This window comes from Rhodococcus sp. ACPA1, assembly GCF_002300195.1.
Classification (GTDB): Bacteria; Actinomycetota; Actinomycetes; order Mycobacteriales; family Mycobacteriaceae; genus Rhodococcus_F; species Rhodococcus_F opacus.
Genome location: NZ_NSDX01000011.1, coordinates 65,272 through 83,813 on the forward strand (window position 1 = coordinate 65,272; position 18,542 = coordinate 83,813).

General features: G+C 69.1%; 15 protein-coding genes. 2 read left to right on the forward strand and 13 right to left on the reverse strand.

What is annotated here, in order from left to right:
- Window positions 1-189 precede the first annotated feature (189 nt).
- From CJ177_RS36665 to CJ177_RS36720, 12 genes are all read right to left on the reverse strand, one after another.
- Window positions 190-438 carry a hypothetical protein gene (locus CJ177_RS36665; protein ID WP_095870118.1) on the reverse strand — a complete coding sequence of 83 codons (249 nt, stop codon included), beginning with the start codon at window positions 436-438 and terminating at the stop codon, window positions 190-192.
- Between the two features lie 106 nt (window positions 439-544).
- Window positions 545-1,423: an acyl-CoA thioesterase II gene (locus CJ177_RS36670; RefSeq protein WP_005260362.1), complete on the reverse strand. Its 879-nt coding sequence runs from the start codon at window positions 1,421-1,423 to the stop codon at window positions 545-547.
- Window positions 1,424-2,842, reverse strand: coding sequence for a pyruvate kinase (gene pyk, locus CJ177_RS36675; RefSeq protein WP_005247478.1), 1,419 nt, complete (start codon window positions 2,840-2,842; stop codon window positions 1,424-1,426).
- 37 nt (window positions 2,843-2,879) lie between these two features.
- A complete protein-coding gene (locus tag CJ177_RS36680) occupies window positions 2,880-4,382 on the reverse strand; it encodes a glutamate synthase subunit beta (RefSeq protein ID WP_095870119.1) in 1,503 nt (500 codons plus the stop codon).
- Window positions 4,375-8,958 carry a glutamate synthase large subunit gene (gltB, locus tag CJ177_RS36685; protein ID WP_095870120.1) on the reverse strand — a complete coding sequence of 1,528 codons (4,584 nt, stop codon included), beginning with the start codon at window positions 8,956-8,958 and terminating at the stop codon, window positions 4,375-4,377. Before gltB ends, CJ177_RS36680 begins: the two co-directional genes overlap by 8 nt.
- A gap of 275 nt (window positions 8,959-9,233) precedes the next feature.
- Window positions 9,234-10,079, reverse strand: a complete 846-nt coding sequence (locus tag CJ177_RS36690; RefSeq protein WP_061698037.1) for a TM2 domain-containing protein — start codon at window positions 10,077-10,079, stop codon at window positions 9,234-9,236.
- Window positions 10,072-11,130 (reverse strand): prolipoprotein diacylglyceryl transferase, encoded by a 1,059-nt coding sequence (gene lgt / locus CJ177_RS36695; RefSeq protein ID WP_061044220.1) that lies wholly within the window; start codon window positions 11,128-11,130, stop codon window positions 10,072-10,074. Before lgt ends, CJ177_RS36690 begins: the two co-directional genes overlap by 8 nt.
- Window positions 11,127-11,930, reverse strand: coding sequence for a tryptophan synthase subunit alpha (gene trpA / locus CJ177_RS36700; protein WP_005247486.1), 804 nt, complete (start codon window positions 11,928-11,930; stop codon window positions 11,127-11,129). The genes lgt and trpA overlap by 4 nt, the downstream gene beginning before the upstream one ends.
- Complete coding sequence (trpB, locus tag CJ177_RS36705; RefSeq protein WP_005247488.1) at window positions 11,927-13,246, reverse strand: tryptophan synthase subunit beta; 1,320 nt, start codon at window positions 13,244-13,246, stop codon at window positions 11,927-11,929. Before trpB ends, trpA begins: the two co-directional genes overlap by 4 nt.
- 62 nt (window positions 13,247-13,308) lie before the next feature.
- Window positions 13,309-14,118, reverse strand: a complete 810-nt coding sequence (gene trpC, locus CJ177_RS36710; RefSeq protein ID WP_005247490.1) for an indole-3-glycerol phosphate synthase TrpC — start codon at window positions 14,116-14,118, stop codon at window positions 13,309-13,311.
- Between the two features lie 86 nt (window positions 14,119-14,204).
- The gene (locus tag CJ177_RS36715; protein WP_061698035.1) at window positions 14,205-14,909 is read right to left on the reverse strand and encodes a TIGR02234 family membrane protein; all 705 of its coding nucleotides are present in this window, start codon (window positions 14,907-14,909) and stop codon (window positions 14,205-14,207) included.
- Complete coding sequence (locus tag CJ177_RS36720; protein ID WP_061044248.1) at window positions 14,906-16,492, reverse strand: anthranilate synthase component I; 1,587 nt, start codon at window positions 16,490-16,492, stop codon at window positions 14,906-14,908. Before CJ177_RS36720 ends, CJ177_RS36715 begins: the two co-directional genes overlap by 4 nt.
- Before the next feature lie 59 nt (window positions 16,493-16,551).
- Between CJ177_RS36720 and CJ177_RS36725 the strand changes: the two genes are divergently transcribed.
- The gene (locus tag CJ177_RS36725) at window positions 16,552-17,016 is read left to right on the forward strand and encodes a peroxiredoxin (protein WP_005247497.1); all 465 of its coding nucleotides are present in this window, start codon (window positions 16,552-16,554) and stop codon (window positions 17,014-17,016) included.
- Here the strand turns inward: CJ177_RS36725 and CJ177_RS36730 are convergent.
- Window positions 17,004-17,783, reverse strand: coding sequence for a dioxygenase (locus CJ177_RS36730; RefSeq protein ID WP_061044218.1), 780 nt, complete (start codon window positions 17,781-17,783; stop codon window positions 17,004-17,006). The genes CJ177_RS36725 and CJ177_RS36730 overlap by 13 nt on opposite strands.
- A 178-nt stretch (window positions 17,784-17,961) precedes the next feature.
- On the opposite strand from CJ177_RS36730, the gene CJ177_RS36735 reads away from it, so the two are divergent.
- Window positions 17,962-18,471, forward strand: coding sequence for a MarR family winged helix-turn-helix transcriptional regulator (locus tag CJ177_RS36735; RefSeq protein WP_095870121.1), 510 nt, complete (start codon window positions 17,962-17,964; stop codon window positions 18,469-18,471).
- Window positions 18,472-18,542: the final 71 nt, after the last annotated feature.

The window sequence follows — 18,542 nt, forward strand, 5'->3', positions numbered from 1 at the left end:
TCCCCGATCACGAGGTGAAACTCACCAGAAAAGATGGCGAAGTCTAACCCCGGACGTCGGTCATCGGCGAGAGATACGCACAGGACACGCGTCGATCCGCACCCACACATCGCCCGATGTCCCATTTGGGCGGTTTCGCCGCTCGGGTGGGACATCGGGCAGGGCGAACGGACCCCGTCGACCGGGAGTCTACGAGTCCTTCTCGGGCTCAGGCTTTTTCAGATTGCCGTCGTCGTCGACGTAGTCGTCGAAGGCGGTACCCGACACCGTGCCGTCGGAGCCGGGCAGGACGACCGTCTCGCGGGCACCCGGCTCGTAACGGGCGTCGATCTCCTCCACCTTCTTCTTGGCTTCGGCGAGGGCCTCGTCGTCGGGGAGGGGAACTTCGCTCTCGGCCTGCCGGCCGGAGTTCTTCTGCTCGGGTGCGTCTGCGCTCATTGTGCACGTCCGTTCCGTTTTCGGAGATTCCAGACCGACCATACGCCGCAGCCACCAGTTGAACTACCGTTCAAAACCGTTCGGTATCAATGGAATGGCGGGGCCGCTACTTCCGCGGCGGGAAGTGGCGGATGAGACCCTCCTGGACGACGGTGGCCAGCAACTCGCCCTCGAGGGAGAAGAACCGCCCCGTCGCGAGGCCGCGGGACCCGGCGGCGACCGGCGACTCGGTGGCGTAGAGTGTCCAGTCGTCGAACCGGAACGGCCGGTGGAACCAGATGGAATGGTTGACGGTGGCCGCGACGATCCGGTCCAGCCCCCACGACAATCCGTGGGTGGTGATGATCGAATCCAGGACCGTGGTGTCCGACGAGTAGCCCATGACGGCCACGTGAATCAGCGGGTCGTCCGGAAGGTCGCCGTCAGATTTCATCCAGACCCGGTTGTGGGTGAGCTTCTCCCCGGTGCCCTTCATGATCCAGGACGGGTCGTTCGCGTAACGCATGTCGATCGGCTTGAGGGCGTCGACGAACATCTTCAGCCGATCCTCGTAACCCAGGAAGTGGTCGCCCAGCGGCGGCAACGTGTCCGGGAACGGGACGTCGGGCACCTCGACCGCGTGCTCCAGACCCTTGCCCCAGTCCTGGAACGCCGCCAGCATGACGAACAGTTCCTCACCGTTCTGCAGCGCCGTGACCTGCCGGTTCGCGAATGCCCGGCCGTCGCGGTGCCGCTCGACGCGGTATTCGATGGGTTCCTTGACGTCGCCGCCGCGGATGAAGTGGGCGTTGATCGCGTGCACGGCGCGCTCGCCGCTCACGGTGCGGCCGGCGGCGACCAGTGCCTGGGAAATCAACTGGCCGCCGAACGTCCGGCTCCCCACCTGCGCGGGATGCCGACCTCGGTACGTGTCCTCGCCGGTCCTCTCGAGATCGAGAAGTTCGAGCAGGGTCTGGAGATCGGTCTTCGCCGCGACTTCGCTCACCTAGTGGTCCTCTTCGCCGATTCTGTGGACGTGGATCAGGTTGGTCGAGCCTACGGTGCCGGGCGGCGACCCGGCCACGATGACCACCAGTTCACCCTTCTGGTACCGGCCCAACCCGAGCAGCGCGTGGTCGACCTGCCGCACCATCGCGTCGGTGCTCTCGACCGGGTCGACGATGAACGTCTCGGTGCCCCACGTCAGCGACAACTGGCTGCGCACCTCCGGCAGCGGGGTGAACGCCAGCAGCGGCAGCGGGGTGTGCAGCCGCGCCAGGCGGCGCACCGTGTCCCCGGACTGGGTGAACGCGACCAGCGCCTTCGCGTCCAGCCGCTCCCCGATGTCGCGGGCGGCGTACGAGATGACACCCCGCTTGGTGCGCGGCACATGCGTCAGCGGCGGCACCTGGGTGGACTCGTTCTCCACCGCCTCGACGATCCGCGCCATCGTGCGCACCGTCTCCATCACGTACTTACCGACCGACGTCTCACCGGACAGCATCACCGCGTCCGCACCGTCGAGCACCGCGTTCGCCACGTCGGACGCCTCGGCGCGGGTGGGCCGCGAGTTCTCGATCATCGACTCCAGCATCTGGGTGGCCACGATGACCGGCTTCGCGTTCTCCCGGGCGATCTGGATCGCCCGCTTCTGCACCAGCGGCACCTGCTCGAGCGGCAACTCCACACCCAGGTCACCGCGGGCGACCATCACCGCGTCGAATGCCAGCACGATCGCCTCGAGGTTGTCGATCGCCTCCGGCTTCTCGAGCTTCGCGATCACCGGGATCCGGCGACCGACCCGATCCATCACGGCGTGAACCAATTCCACATCGGCCGGCGACCGCACGAACGACAGCGCGATGAAGTCGACGCCGAGGCCGAGCGCGAACTCGAGGTCGGCGATGTCCTTCTCCGACAGCGCCGGGACCGACACGTTCATCCCCGGCAGGGACACACCCTTGTTGTTGCTGACCGGGCCACCCTCGGTGACCCGGCAGATCACGTCGTTGCCCTCCACACCGGAGACGACGAGACCGACCTTGCCGTCGTCGACGAGCAGACGGTCGCCGGGCTTGGCGTCCTCGGCGAGCTGCTTGTACGTGGTCGACACCCGATCGTGGGTGCCGTCGACCTCGTCGACGGTGATCCGCACTTCCTCACCGTTGGCCCACGTGGTGCGCCCCTCGGCGAACCGGCCGAGCCGGATCTTCGGGCCCTGGAGGTCGGCGAGGACACCGACCGCCTTCCCCGTCGCGTCCGAGGCGGCCCGGACGCGTTTGTAGTTCTCCTCGTGGTCGGCGTGTTCGCCGTGGCTGAAATTCAGCCGCGCCACGTCCATACCGCTTTCGACGAGCTCGCGAATACGGTCACCGGTGGCGGTAGCAGGTCCAAGTGTGCATACGATCTTCGTGCGTCGGTTCACGGCCTCGAGCCTAGTCGTCCCGCGCGCCCTTCTCCATTTAGACGACTGCCAGCGGGAGCGCCGTCGGGTGCACCGGCGACGGGAGGTCCGACGCCCCGGTCAGATACACGTCGACCGCGTGCGCCGCGGACCTGCCCTCCGCGATCGCCCACACCACGAGCGACGCCCCGCGATGCGCGTCCCCGCAGACGAAGACCCCGGGTGCGGTGGTCTGCCAATCCGGTCCGCAGGAGAGCGATCCGCGCCGGGTGGGCGACAGCCCGTAGTCGTCGAGCAGCGGTCCGAGATCGACACCCTCGAATCCGATCGCGAAAAGCGCCAATTCGCACGGCAATTCGATCTCCTCGCCGACCGGCGTGATGATGCGTTTGCCGTCCTCGCGGGTGACCCGGACCTCGGCGAGCACCATGGATCGGACGTTCCCGTTCTCGTCACCGAGGAAGCGTTGCACCGCGACCTGATACCGGCGGACACCGCCCTCGGCGTGCGCGGGCGACGTGCGCAGCACCATCGGCCACGCCGGCCACGGCGTCGCGGCCTCGTCCCGTTCCGTCGGCAACTCCGGGTTGTAATCCAGCAGGGTCACCGACAGCGCGCCCTGGCGGTGCGCCGTTCCGAGGCAGTCGGCCCCGGTGTCGCCGCCGCCGATGATGACGACGTGCTTGCCCTTGGCGGTGATCGTCGCGGGACCGTCACCCTCGCATTCCTTGTTCGAGGTGACGAGGTGTTCCATCGCGAGGTGGATCCCGTTCAGCTCCCGGCCTTCGACGGTCGTGTTGTCACGGCCCCGGAGCGCGCCGATCGCGAGCACGACGGCGTCGAAGTTCTCGCGCATCTGCTCCACGGTGAGGTCGACGCCGACCTCGCAATCGGTGACGAAGTGCGTTCCCTCGGCGCGCATCTGCATCAGGCGCTGATCGAGGATCGCCTTCTCCATCTTGAATTCCGGGATGCCGTACCGCAGCAGTCCCCCGAGCCGGTCGTCGCGCTCGTAGACGGTGACGTCGTGCCCCGCCCGGGTCAGCTGCTGAGCCGCCGCGAGACCGGCCGGACCGGAACCGACCACCGCCACCTTGCGGCCCGTGGCGATCATCGGCGGCTTGGGCACCACCGTGCCGGACTCCCACGCGACGTCGGCGATGGCCTGCTCGATCCGCTTGATGGTGACGCTGCCGGTCGTGTGCGTGTCGGCGAGCGCGAGCACACACGCCGACTCGCACGGCGCCGGACACACCCGCCCCGTGAACTCCGGGAAGTTGTTGGTGGCATGCAGGCGCTCACTGGCCGCCGACCAGCGGCCGCGCCGCACCAGGTCGTTCCACTCCGGGATCAGGTTGCCCAGCGGGCAGCCCGCACTTCCCGAGTGGCAGAACGGGATTCCGCAGTCCATGCACCGCGCGGCCTGCTCGGACACCTCGGCCGCCCGCTCCGCCGGACTCTGCGGCGCGTACACCTCGTGCCAGTCGTGCACCCGCTCCGCGACCGGACGCTTGCGCGCCTCCTTCTTGACGATGTGCAGAAAGCCCTGTGGATCAGCCACGTGCCGCCTCCATGATCGCAGTGTCGACGTCGAGTCCCTCGGCCTTGGCAATCCGGGTCGCGTCCAGGACCCGCTGGTAGTCCACCGGCATCACCTTGGTGAACAACGCGGACCGCCGGGGCCAGTCGGCGAGCACCGACGCCGCCACCGCGGAACCGGTCCAGCGGTGGTGGCGGGTGACCGCGCCGCACAACCAGTCGAGGTCGTCCGGGTCGGGTTGCAGGAGCTTCACCATCGCCGGGTTCACGTCCTCGTGGTCCAGGTCGAGGACGTACGCGATGCCGCCGGACATGCCGGCCGCCATGTTCCGGCCGGTCGGCCCGAGGATCACGACCCGTCCGCCCGTCATGTACTCGCAAGCGTGGTCGCCGACGCCCTCCACGACGGCCGACGCACCCGAGTTGCGCACCGAGAAGCGTTCGCCGACGCGGCCCCGGAGATAGAGCTCGCCCGAGGTGGCGCCGTAGAGGAGGGTGTTGCCCGCGATCACCTGGGTTTCCGGGACGAACAGGACGTCGTCGGCGGGACGGACCACGATCCGCCCGCCCGACAACCCCTTGCCGACGTAGTCGTTGGCGTCACCGGTCAGGTCGATGGTGATGCCCGGCGGCAGGAACGCGCCGAGCGATTGCCCCGCCGAACCCGTGAACGTGAGCCGGATCGTGTCGTCCGGCAGCCCGGCGGCGCCGTACCGGCGGGTGACCTCCGCACCGAGCAGCGTGCCGACGGTCCGGTTGACGTTGCGCACCGGCATCTCGATCTCCACGGCGTGCGCGTCCTCGAGGGCACCCTCGGCCAGTTGGATGAGCGTCCGGTCCAGCGCCCGGTCCAGTCCGTGATCCTGATCGCGGTCCCGGCGCCGCTGCGGCAGCGGCGCCCCGTCCGGTCCGGTGGGCACGGCGAAGATCGGGGTGAGGTCGAGTCCGCGATTCTTCCAGTGCGCGATCCCCTGCGCGGTCTCGAGGACATCCGCGTGACCGACGGCCTCGTCGATGCTGCGGAATCCCAGGTCCGCCAGGTACTGGCGCACGTCCTCGGCGACGAAGCGGAAGAACTCCTCCACGAACTCCGGTTTGCCGGTATACCGCTTGCGCAGCTCCGGGTTCTGGGTGGCGACACCGACCGGGCAGGTGTCGAGGTGGCAGACCCGCATCATGATGCAGCCCGCCACGATCAGCGGGGCCGTCGAGAACCCGAACTCCTCCGCACCCAGGAGCGCCGCGACCACGACGTCCCGCGCGGTGCGCATCCCGCCGTCGCACTGGACGGTGATGCGGTCGCGGAGACCGTTGAGCACGAGTGTCTGCTGGGCGTCGGCCAGCCCGATCTCCCACGGCGCCCCGGCATGCTTCATCGACGTCAGCGGGGTGGCGCCGGTTCCGCCGTCGTTCCCGGAGATCAGGACCACGTCGGCGTGCGCCTTGCTGACGCCGGCGGCGACCGTTCCCACACCCACCGAGCTGACCAGCTTCACGTGGACCCGGGCCCGGTCGTTGGCGTTCTTCAGGTCGTGGATCAGCTGGGCGAGATCTTCGATCGAGTAGATGTCGTGGTGCGGCGGCGGCGAGATCAGCCCGACCCCCGGCGTCGAGTGCCGGGTCTCCGCGACCCACGGGTACACCTTGTACGCCGGCAGCTGGCCGCCCTCACCGGGCTTCGCGCCCTGCGCCATCTTGATCTGGATGTCGCTGGCGTTGATCAGGTAGTCGCTGGTGACACCGAACCGCCCGCTCGCCACCTGCTTGACGGCGCTGCGGCGGGACGGATCGTAGAGGCGGTCGACGTTCTCGCCGCCCTCGCCCGTATTGGAGCGCCCGCCGAGATTGTTCATCGCGACGGCCATCGTCTCGTGGGCCTCGGCGGAGATCGAGCCGTAACTCATCGCGCCGGTGTTGAACCGGGTGACGATCCGCTCGACCGGTTCCACCTCGTCCAGCGGCACCGGCGGGCGCACACCCTCCCGGAACGTGAACAGGCCGCGCAGTGCGCCACCGGCCTCGGCGAGGCGGTTCACCTCCTCGCTGTACTTCGCGAACACCTCGTGCTGACCGGTGCGGGTTGCGTGCTGCAGCAGGAACACCGTCTCCGGGGTGAACAGGTGCAGTTCGCCGTCGCGGCGGAACTGGTACTCGCCGCCGTCCTCGAGCCGCCGGTGGGCGAACTCGGCCGGGTTGTCCGGGTACGCCTGCCGGTGACGGAGGGTGACCTCGCGGGCGATCTCGTCGAGACCGGCGCCGCCCAGCTTGCTGACGGTGCCCTTGAAGTACTCGTGGACGAGATCGCGGTCCAGGCCGATCGCCTCGAACACCTGCGCCGCGGTATACGAGCCGACTGTGGAGATGCCCATCTTCGACATCACCTTGAGCACACCCTTGCCGAGAGCGGTGAGATAGTTCCGCACGGCGATCGTGTGCTCGACGCCGGTGAGTTCGCCCTCGGACACGAGGTCCTCGATCGACTCCATCGCGAGGTACGGGTTGACCGCCGCGGCCCCGTACCCGATGAGCAGCGCCAGGTGGTGGACCTCGCGGGCGTCACCGGATTCGACGACCAGCGCCACCTTGGTGCGTTCCTTGGTCCGCACCAGGTGATGGTGCACCGCGGCGACCGCGAGCAGCGACGGGATCGGCGCGCGGGTGTGGTCGGAGTCGCGGTCCGAGATCACCAGCGTCCGGTAGCCGTCCGCGATCGCGGCGCTCGCCTGAGCCCGCAATTCCTCGATCGCCTCGGCCATCCCCGCACCGCCGCGTTCCACGTCGTACAGCGCGCGCAGCACCGCCGCGGCCAGCCCCGGATGGTTGCCGTCCGCGTTGACGTTGATGATCTTGTTCAGCTCTTCGTTGTCGAGCACCGGCCACGGCAGCACGATCTGCCTGCACGACGCCGCGGTCGGCTCGAGCAGGTTCTGCTCCGGTCCCATGACCCGCGACAGCGACGTCACGATCTCTTCACGGATCGCGTCGAGCGGCGGGTTCGTGACCTGCGCGAACAGTTCGACGAAGTAGTCGTAGAGCAGCCGCGAACGCTGCGACATGACGGCGATCGGGGTGTCCGTCCCCATCGAGCCGAGGGGCTCGCCGCCGGACGCGGCCATCGGCGCGAGCAGGATCCGCAGATCCTCCTCCGTGTACCCGAACGCCACCTGCCGTCGCACCACCGACTCGTGGTTGTGCTGCGCATGCGGGCGATCCGGCAGCGTCTTCAGTTCGAGCAGACCGGCGTACAGCCACTCGGCGTACGGCCGCTCCGCCGCGAGCCGCATCTTGATCTCCTCGTCGGGCACGATCCGGCCCTCGGACGTGTCGACCAGGAACATCTGCCCCGGTTCGAGGCGGCCCTTCGCCACGACCTCCGCCTGCGGGACGTCGAGGACACCGCTCTCGCTCGCGAGGACCACCCGCCCGTCGACGGTCTGCCACCAGCGTCCCGGACGCAGGCCGTTGCGGTCCAGCACGGCGCCGACCACGGTCCCGTCGGTGAACGTCACACACGCCGGTCCGTCCCACGCCTCCATCAGCGACGCGTGGAACTGATAGAACGCCCGGCGGTCGGGGCACATCGACGTGTCGTTCTCCCACGCCTCCGGCACCATCATCATCACCGCGTGCGCCACGCTGCGGCCCGCGAGGTGCAGCAATTCGAGGACCTCGTCGAACGACGCCGAATCCGACGCGTCCGGGGTGCAGATCGGATACAGCCTGCGCAGGTCGCCCGGGATCACCGAACTCGACAGCAACGCCTCGCGGGCGCGCATGCGGTTCCGGTTGCCGCGGACCGTGTTGATCTCACCGTTGTGCGCGACGAACCGGAACGGATGCGCGAGCGGCCAGGACGGGAACGTGTTGGTCGAGAACCGGCTGTGCACGATCGCGATCGCACTCGCCATCCGCGGGTCGCGCAGGTCCGGGAAGTACCGGGACAGCTGGGACGTGGTCAGCATTCCCTTGTAGACGACGGTCCGGCTCGACAGGGACGGGAAGTACACGCCGCTGCCCTCGGACTCGACCTCGGGAGTGACCTGCTCGGCCCGCTTGCGCAGCGCGTAGACCAGGCGGTCGAGCGCCAGCCCGCCGGGCCGGATCCCACCGACGGCGGGTGCGGTGACGAACAACTGGCTCATGTGCGGCGCGCAGGCCCGGGCCGTGGAGCCGACGTCCGCGCCGTCCGGATCGACGGGCACCGGGCGCCAGCCGAGGATTTCGAGCCCCTCCTCGGCCGCGAGGCCGGACACGCGTCGTTGCGCGGCCGCCCGCGCCTGCGGGTCTTGCGGGAGGAAGCAGATTCCCGCCGCGTAGGTGCTGCCGCCGTCCTCGAGCGGCGCCGGGAGATCGAAGTCGACGACGTCCCCGAAGAATTCGGTGGGCAGCTGGAGGAGGATGCCGGCGCCGTCTCCGCTGTTCGGTTCCGATCCTGCCGCACCGCGGTGCTCGAGATTCTCGAGGGCGAGGAGTCCGTCGGAGACGATGGAGTGTGAGCGGCGGCCGTGCACGTCCGTGACCATGGCGACGCCGCAGGAATCGGCTTCCTGGTCCGGGTCGTACAAGCCCTGGGGACCGGGCAACTGAGAGAACAGCACCGATATACCTCCACATCGGCCAGGAAGACCACCAGTGTGTGCGCTCCGCACGTGCTGTCGGCGGCCTCCGCTAGCGGGGTCGCCACGACGGGCGCTAACTGCTTTTCGGGGGTCTACCGGGACAGCATCGGCCCGTGAAGGTTGTAACCGGACATACACCCGGCGCGCTCAGCTTACCAGGACCGATACCTCGCAAGATATGCCGAATCCGGCCCCGGAACGGGCTGTGGCCCGTGTCGCATCAGCAACACGGGCCACAGTTCCTTCAGGGATCGTCACTGCTCCCGCAGGGGTCGTCCGTACTTGTCCTTCACGCTTCCGGTCAGCATCATGATGCCGTCGACCAGCGGCCAGATTCCGCCGATTCCACAGGTGAGCCACGTGACGGCGATCTGCGCCACGGCGATGCCGGGCTGGTTCAGGTAGAACCGTCCGACTCCGAAACCGCCGAGGAAGATCTGCAGCAGGCCGGCGGTCAGCTTGGACTTGTCGGAGTACGGCTCACCCGTCAGCGGGTGCCTGCCGAACGGCGCCGACGGATCGGCGTACGCGTTGTAGCCGGCGGGAGCGTATCCGGGCGGCGGGAACCCCTGCTGGGGGTAACCCGGCTGCTGTCCGTACCCCGGCTGCTGGTACCCGGGCTGCTGGTACTCCTGCGACGACTGCGGAGCAGCCCCGTACTGCGCGCCGTAGTTGGGGTCGGGTGCGCCGTAGGTGGGACCGTCCGGTTGCTGCTGGGGCTTCTCGTACCCGGTGTAGGGCGCGGTCGGCGAAGTCGGCTCGCCCACGTTCGGGAACGGGGCCGTCGGCTCGGTGCCGCTCGGCGACGGGTAGGTGGGCGTGGACCCCCAGCCCGGGCCGTTACCGACACCAGAGTAGGTGTCCCAGCCCGGTCCGGTGCCGGTCGAACCCGGTGACGGTGTCGCGTCCGACGTGGCCGGCGGCTGGGACAGCGAGGCCTCGGCGGTGGCGTCGTAATCGAAGGGTGAGCCGAACTCGGGCGGCAGGCTCGACTCGGTGCTGTTCTCGGTGCCGTCGCTGCTCTTCCCCAGGTCGACTTTGTGTGCGTCCTCGGATGCACCCTTGCCGGAATCGTCGGATGCTTTCCCCGGTTCAGTCATTCGCGTCATCCTTCTTGCTGTCGATGGTCTTCGTGCGCGCCTCGCCGCCGGTACTCGCGGTACTCGCGGCCTTGTCGTCCGATACCGGCTCCGATGCGGGCGCGTCCTCGTCCGTGCCCTCGTCCTCGACGTTCTTCTCGGGCTCCTTCTCCGTGGTCTCGCTGTCGACCGGTTCGCCGTCGGCAGGCCGCAATTCGGCCGGGTCCTCACGGCCCTTCGTCGCGGCGAAGAAGTACACCAGGGCCGCGACGAACACCAGGGCTGAGGTGAACGAGTTCACGCGGACACCGGCGATGAGGCTCGCGTGATCGCTGCGCATCAGTTCGATCCAGAAGCGGCCGGCGCAATATCCGGCCACGTACAGGGCGAAGAGGCGGCCGTGACCGATGCGGAAGCGGCGATCGACCCACACGAGCAGGAGAACGATCAGCACGTTCCACAGCGCCTCGTACAGGAACGTCGGATGCACCACGAACGCGACCTCGCCGGTCGACACCCCGTCGATCAGCTGCGGTGACACCTGGCCCACGTCGTTGCGCCGCTCGAAGATCTCGAGCCCCCACGGCACGTCGGTCTCGCGACCGTAGAGTTCCTGGTTGAAGTAGTTTCCGAGCCGGCCGATCGCCTGCGCCAGCAGGATTGCGGGCGCGACCGCGTCGCCGAGCGCAGGCAGCGGGATGCCGCGGCGACGACAACCGATCCAGGCGCCGACGCCGCCGAGCGCCACGGCGCCCCAGATGCCGAGGCCGCCCTGCCACACCTTCAGGGCGTCGACGGGGTCGCCGCCCTCCCCGAAGTACGTCGGCCAGTCGGTCATCACGTGGTAGAGACGGCCGCCGATCAGGCCGAACGGCACCGCCCAGATGGCGATGTCGAGGACGGTGCCCTTCTCGCCGCCGCGGGCGACCCAGCGACGGTCACCCCACACGATCGCGACGACGATCCCGACGATGATGAACAGCGCGTACGCGCGCAGGGCCACCGGTCCGACATACCAGACACCTTGAGGCGGACTCGGAATGTAGGCCAGTACGTCCACAGTGGAAGTCACGACGCCACGGTAGCGGAGCGAACGCCCTCGGCGAGTTCCTTCGTGAGCGAGCGCACCGCGTCCAGACCGCTCTCCGCGGCCGTGACCAGCGCGGATCCGACGATGACCGCGTCGGCGTACGCGGCGATCTCGGCGGCCTGCGCGCCGGAGCGGACACCCAGTCCGACACCCACCGGGATGTCCGAGTGGGCGCGGATGCGGGCCGTCAGCTCGGGTGCCATCGACGACACCGCGTCACGGGCGCCGGTGACACCCATCGTGGACGCGGCATACACGAAGCCGCTGCTGGCGTCGAGGGTCATCGCGAGGCGTTCCTCGGTCGACGACGGCGCCACCAGGAAGATCCGGTCGAGGTCGTGTTCCTTCGACGCGGCGATCCACTCGCCGGCCTCCTCGGGGATCAGGTTGGGCGTGATCAGGCCGAGGCCACCCGCGCTCGCCAGGTCGCGGGAGAACTTGTCGACCCCGTACTGCAGGACCGGATTCCAGTACGTCATCACGACGGCCTTGCCGCCGACGGAGGCGATCGCCTCGACGACGGTGAACACGTCACGCACCCGGACACCGTTCCGCAGCGCCGTCTCGGCCGCCGCCTGGATGGTGGGCCCGTCCATCACCGGGTCGGAGTAGGCGATGCCGACCTCGACGATGTCGCAACCGGATTCGACCATCGCCTTGAACACGTCGATGGACTCCTGCACGGTGGGGAAACCGGCCGGGAGGTACCCGACGAGCGCGGCGCGTTTCTCCTCGCGGCACTGCGCGAACGTCGGGGCGAGGCGCGAGAGTCGTTCGCTCACTTGGCCGAACCTTCCTTGTCAGTCGTGGTGGTCTCGGTCGAGTCGTCGGGATCGAACAGTCCGAACCACTTGGCGGCCGTGTCCATGTCCTTGTCGCCGCGCCCGGACAGGCTGATGACGATGATCGCGCCCTCCCCCAGTTCGCGGCCCAGTCGCAGCGACCCGGCGACGGCGTGGGCGGACTCGATGGCCGGGATGATGCCCTCACGCTCGGACAGCAGACGCAGCGCGTCCATGGCCTCCGTGTCGGTGACCGGCTCGTAGGTGGCGCGACCGATGTCCTTGAGGAGCGCGTGCTCCGGTCCGACACCGGGGTAGTCGAGGCCCGCGGAGATCGAGTGCGACTCGATGGTCTGGCCGTCCTCGTCCTGCAACAGGTACGAGTACGCGCCCTGGAACGCGCCCGGGGTGCCCGCCGCGAACGTGGCGGCGTGCCGCCCGGTCTCGACGCCGTCACCGGCGGCCTCGTAGCCGACGAGCCGCACGGCCGGGTCGTCGAGGAACGCGTGGAAGATGCCGATGGCGTTGGAACCGCCGCCGACGCACGCCGTCACCGCGTCGGGCAGCCTGCCCGTCAGCGCCTGCACCTGGGCACGCGCCTCCAGACCGACGACGCGCTGGAAGTCGCGGACGATGGTCGGGAACGGGTGCGGCCCGGCAGCGGTGCCGAAGCAGTAGTACGTGTTGTGGGCGTTGGTGACCCAGTCGCGCAGCGCCTCGTTGATGGCGTCCTTCAGGGTCCTCGACCCCGACTCGACCGACACCACCGAGGAGCCCAGCAACCGCATGCGGGCGACGTTCAGCGCCTGCCGCTCGGTGTCGACGGCACCCATGTAGATGACGCATTCGAGGCCGAGGAGCGCGCAGGCGGTGGCGGTGGCCACACCGTGCTGGCCGGCGCCGGTCTCCGCGATGATGCGGGTCTTGCCCATGCGCTTGGCGAGCAGCACCTGACCGAGCACGTTGTTGATCTTGTGCGAGCCCGTGTGGTTGAGGTCTTCGCGCTTGAGGATGAGCCGCGCCCCACCGGCGAACTCGCTCATCCGTTTCGCCTCGAAGATCGGGGACGGACGACCGGTGTAGTCGCGCTGGAGACGGTCGAGTTCGTTCAGGAACGCGTCGTCGGCGCGGGCCTTCTCGTACTCGGCGGTGACCTCCTCGATCACTGCCATCAGGGCCTCGGGCACGTGCCGTCCGCCGTACACGCCGAAGTGTCCTCCGGCGTCGGGGTCGTGCGTCGTGCGCTCGGCGATTCCGGCGCTGGCAGTCGGCAGATTGCCACCCTTGAAGACGGTTTCCTGATTACGTGAAGTCACAGGTCCAGTCTGCCCCAACGCCGGGTTCCGCCGCCGTCCGGGTCAGTTCCGCCGACGCAACGTCAGCGTGACGGCTTGGGGCAGGACGGGTGAGCGCCGGCGTTGACCAGATCGGCCACCGCCTTGCGCGGATCCCCGCTGGTGACGAGGCCTTCGCCGACCAGCACCGCGTCGGCTCCCGCACCGGCGTAGGCCAGCAGGTCGGCCGTGCCGCGCACACCGGACTCGGCGATCTTGATGATCTCGGTGGGCAGCCCGGGAGCGATCTCGCCGAACGTGTTCTTGTCGACCTCGAGCGTCTTGAGATTGCGGGCGTTGACACCGATGACCTTGGCGCCCGCCTCGAGCGCCCGGTTGGCCTCTTCCTCGGTGTGGACCTCGACGAGGGCCGTCATGCCCAGCGACTCCGTGCGGTCGATCAGCGACGCGAGCGCGTCCTGCTCGAGGGCGGCGACGATGAGCAGCACGACGTCGGCGCCGTGCGCGCGGGCCTCGTGGATCTGATACGGCCCGACGATGAAGTCCTTGCGGAGGATCGGGATGCTCACCGCGCGGCGGACGGCGTCGAGGTCCGCGAGGGACCCCTGGAACCGGCGCTCCTCGGTGAGCACGCTGATCACCCGGGCGCCACCGGCCTGGTAGGCGGCGGCCAGCTCGGCGGGATCGGTGATGTCGGCGAGCGCACCCTTCGAGGGGCTGGCCCGCTTGACCTCGGCGATGACTCCGATGCCCGGCTCGAGCAGGGCGGCCGCGGCATCGAGGGCCGGCGGTGCGGCAGCGGCGGCAGCCTTGACTGCGGCGAAGTCAAGGACGGCTTCGCGGGCGGCGACGTCGGCGCGCACCCCGTCGAGAATCGAGTCGAGAACGGTCATCGTGGCCCGAGTCCTTTCTGGGCAGAAACCCGATGTGAGGAACATCATCAGGGGTGAAGTCAGCCTAGATGGCACTCTGATTCTGTTTACGTTCGGGTCCCCGGGTCTTTGTCCGGTCCGTCAACTTGGTCGACAGGTTCGGCTTTCTTGTCTTCCACCGTGGGGTCCTCCCCCGCGTCCAGGGCGTCCCAGAGCATGCGCTGGGTGACGGGCCCCTCCGCCGAATCGGTGGCGGCCTTCTTCGCCGCGTCCCGTCGCGCACCGGGGCTGTCGTACTTGGAGGAGAGCCCGGCCCGCACCCGCGGACGGCGGACGAGTTCCACCGCGGCGGCGAGCGCCGCCAGGGCGCCCACCAGCGCGAGAACGGCGGGACCGACGTGCACGGACACCGACTGGACCTCGGCGCGGCCCGGGAGCTCGGCCAGCCGGCCCGCGTCGTCGTCGGAGGCGCCCGAGACGATCAACCCCACCGCGGGGACCGCGGCCGCGACGGCCACGACCGCGACGAGGACGCCGAGCACCCGCAGCGCCCAGCCCTTCACTGCGAACGACGCGGCGATCGCGGCGACCAGGGTCAACGCCAGCGGCGTGAGCGCCGCGGCCCACGTGCCGCCGACGAGCGCGGACGTGCGCTCCTCACCGAGTCCGTCGGAGGAGGTGACCTCGACCCACGTCATCCGGGAGGCACCCCACAGGCACACCGCCGCGACCGCGAGCAGCAGCACCGAGATCATCGACCGGCGACGTCCCGCCTGCCCGGGTTCCCGGGCCGTCTCCGACGCGTCACTCACTGCGTGTCGCCTCCCAGGGTCCGGAGCGTGTGCGCCGCCGCGATCGCGCTGAGCACCGCCATCGCCTTGTTCCGCGCCTCGGTGTCCTCGTACTCGGGGTTCGAGTCGGCGACGACACCCGCACCCGCCTGGACGTACCCGATGCCGTCCTTGATCAGCGCGGTACGGATCGCGATGGCCGTGTCGGCGTCGCCGGCGAAGTCGAGGTACCCGATGATGCCGCCGTAGATGCCGCGGCGCGTCGGTTCGAGTTCCTCGATCAGCTGCATCGCCCGGACCTTCGGCGCGCCCGACAGGGTGCCCGCCGGGAAGCACGCGGTGACGGCGTCCAGGGCCTGCTTGCCGTCCGCGAGGTGACCCGTGACGGTGGAGACGAGATGCATCACGTGGCTGTACCGCTCGATGTGGCGGTAGTCGTGGACCTTCACCGTGCCCGGTTCGCACACGCGCCCGAGGTCGTTGCGGCCCAGGTCCACGAGCATCAGGTGCTCCGCGTTCTCCTTCTCGTCGGCGAGCAGGTCCTTCTCGAGCAGGATGTCCTCCTCCTCGGTGTGCCCTCGCCACCGGGTGCCCGCGATCGGGTGCGTGGTGGCGACGCCTTCCGACACGGTCACCAGGGCCTCCGGGCTCGAACCGACGATCGAGAACGCGGTCTCGCCGTCGCCGTTCGGCACGTTGAGCAGGTACATGTACGGGCTGGGGTTGGAGGCGCGCAGCATCCGGTAGACGTCGATCGGGTCCGCGGTGCAGTCGATCTCGAAGCGCTGCGACAGCACGACCTGGAAGGCCTCACCCGCCTCGATGTCTCCCACGAGCTTCTGCACGTCGGCGCCGAAACCTTCGGTGGTGCGCTGACGCCGGTAGTCGGGGGCGGGCTTCGCGAACGTGGACACGGTGGACGACGCCGGCGCCGACAGGGCGTGCGTCATCCGGTCCAGCCGCTCGACCGCGGAGTCGTAGGCCTCGTCGACGCGTTGGTCGGTGCCGTCCCAGTTGACCGCGTTGGCGATCAGGGTGATGGCGCCCTCGTGGTGGTCGACGGCCGCGAGGTCCGTCGCCAGCAACATGACCATCTCGGGGATCTGCAGATCGTCGGTGGCGTGCTCGCCGATCCGCTCGATCCGGCGCACCGCGTCGTAGCCGAGGAAACCCACCATGCCGCCGGTCAGCGGCGGCAGGTCGGGCAGCCGCTCGCTGCGGAGCAGTTCCAGCGTCTGGCCGAGGGCCGCGATCGGGTCGCCGCCGGACGGTGCGCCCGCGGGAACGTTGCCGTACCACGCGGCCTCGCCGTCGACGACCGTCAGCGCGGCGGGACTGCCCGCGCCGATGAACGACCATCGCGACCACGATCGGCCGTTCTCCGCCGACTCGAGCAGGAAGGTCCCCGGCCGGTTCGCCGCCAGCTTGGTGTACGCCGACAGCGGGGTTTCCGCGTCAGCCAACACCTTGCGCGTCACCGGGACCACCCGGTGTTCGGCGGCGAGAGCGTGGAACTGCTCGCGCGTGGTGGTCGAGTCGGACCCGCCGTCGGCCGGGGTGGCGGCGGACTCGGGTGCGGGAATCGTGGTGGGCTCGCCGTGCATGCCGACCATCATCCCAGGCGCACTCGTCGTGTCTGCGTGCGCGGGTAGCCTCGGCTCTCATGAAGCCAGGTCAGCTCGCACCGGAATTCACCCTGCCCGATCAGGACGGCATCGCGCGATCGCTGTCGAGCCTCCTCGAGGACGGCCCTCTGGTGCTGTTCTTCTATCCCGCGGCGTCGACGCCGGTGTGCACCGCCGAGGCCTGCCACTTCCGTGACCTCGGAGTCGAGTTCTCCGCGGTGGGCGCGTCCCGCGCCGGGATCTCCACCGACGCGGTGGAGAAGCAGGCATCGTTCGCGCAGGCGCAGTCGTTCGACTACCCGCTGCTGTCGGACGCCGACGGAGCCGTCGCGGAGAAGTTCGGTGTCCGCCGCGGACTGCTCGGCAAGCTCGCCCCGGTCAAGCGGTCGACGTTCGTCATCGACGCCGACCGCACCGTGCTCGAGGTCATCTCGAGCGAGTTCCGCGCCAACACGCACGGCGATCAGGCGCTCGCCTTCCTCCGGACGCGTCAGTCCACCTGAATCGACCGTTTGGCCAGCCCCATCCAGAAGCCGTCGATGACCTGCCGGGGGATCTGCTCGGGATCGCTCGAGGCGCCCAGCGTGACGAACAGCGGCGCGAAGTGCTCGATCGTCGGGTGGGCGTACGGCATGCCCGGCGCGAGCGAGCGGAAGTCGATGAGCGAATCGACGTCGCCCGCGGCGAGACGCTCGTCCGCCCAGGCGTCGAACTCCGACGACCAGCCGGGCGCCTTCGCGTCGGGTGACGGGTCGCGCAGAAACGGCAGCCCGTGGGTGGTGAATCCGGAACCGACGATCAGGACACCCTGCTCGCGCAGGGGACGCAGCCGCTCACCGAGGTGCAGCAGTCGCTGCGGGTCGAGCGTGGGCAGCGAGATCTGCAGGACCGGGATGTCGGCGTCGGGGTACATGACCGTCAACGGCACGTAGGCGCCGTGGTCGAGGCCGCGGTGCGGCTGGTGCGACACGGTCTCGTCGTCGGGCATCAGGGCCACGACCTGCGCCGCGAGTTCGGGGGCGCCGGGCGACTCGTATGTGGTCCGGTAGAAGCGTTCGGGGAAGCCACCGAAGTCGTAGACGAGGGGCGTGCCGGTGGTGGTGGATCCGATCGTGAGCGGCGCCGACTCCCAGTGCGCCGACACCATGAGGATGGCCTTCGGCCGCGGCAGGTCGCCGGCCCACTTCGCCAGCTGCGACACCCACAGTTCACTGTCCACCAGCGGAGGCGCACCATGACTGAGGAACAGTGCGGGCATGGTGGCGGTCATCGCGACTCCTTCGGATCGAGATCCAACACCGGATACTCAATGTTGAAACTTCAAGTTACTATAGGAGTCAACGTGTGGGCCCGGCAACTATTCCCCACGCACGGTCCGGCCCACGACGTGCTAACTATGTTGAACACGTTGCACGCGTGGATCGACGTACGGATGGAGGACACCACTGATGAGTGGTAACGACGAGGGCACTCCGGCAGAGCCCGGCAGCCGATGGCTCGACGCCGAGCAGCAGGAGGCCTGGCTCACCCTCATCGCCCTGGTCACCCGGCTCCCCGCCGCACTGGACACCCAGCTCCAACGCGACTCGGCACTCACCCACTTCGAGTACTTCGTCCTCGCCTCGCTGTCCGGCGAAGCGAACCGGCGCCTGCAGCTGTCCCTGCTCGCCCAGCGCGCCAACGCGTCCCTGTCCCGGCTCTCCCACGTCATCACCAAGATGGAAAAAGCCGGCTGGGTACGCCGCGAGAGCATCCGCGGCAGCCGCGGCTCCGACGCCGTCCTCACAGACGAAGGCATGGCCAAGGTCGTCGAAGCCGCGCCGCCGCACGTCGAATCCGTCCGGTCCCTGATCTTCGACGGACTGTCCGCCGAACAGGTCCGTCAGCTGTCCGAACTGTCCGGCGCCATGCTCACCCAACTCGACAAGAGCATCGCATCGGGAACCGGTCGAGCCTGACAGCCCCGCAGCTCACCCCAGCGGCGTCCCGGCACCTCACCCCAGCGGCGTCCCGGCAGCTCACCCCAGCG

Excerpts from the sequence above, each read along its gene's own strand:
- CJ177_RS36735 (WP_095870121.1), top strand. The coding sequence starts at position 17,962 with ATGAGTGGTAACGACGAGGGCACTCCGGCAGAGCCCGGCAGCCGATGG.
- CJ177_RS36665 (WP_095870118.1), bottom strand. The coding sequence starts at position 438 with ATGAGCGCAGACGCACCCGAGCAGAAGAACTCCGGCCGGCAGGCCGAG.
- CJ177_RS36720 (WP_061044248.1), bottom strand. The coding sequence starts at position 16,492 with ATGCACGGCGAGCCCACCACGATTCCCGCACCCGAGTCCGCCGCCACC.
- CJ177_RS36730 (WP_061044218.1), bottom strand. The coding sequence starts at position 17,783 with ATGACCGCCACCATGCCCGCACTGTTCCTCAGTCATGGTGCGCCTCCG.
- CJ177_RS36725 (WP_005247497.1), top strand. The coding sequence starts at position 16,552 with ATGAAGCCAGGTCAGCTCGCACCGGAATTCACCCTGCCCGATCAGGAC.
- CJ177_RS36690 (WP_061698037.1), bottom strand. The coding sequence starts at position 10,079 with ATGACTGAACCGGGGAAAGCATCCGACGATTCCGGCAAGGGTGCATCC.
- trpC (WP_005247490.1), bottom strand. The coding sequence starts at position 14,118 with ATGACCGTTCTCGACTCGATTCTCGACGGGGTGCGCGCCGACGTCGCC.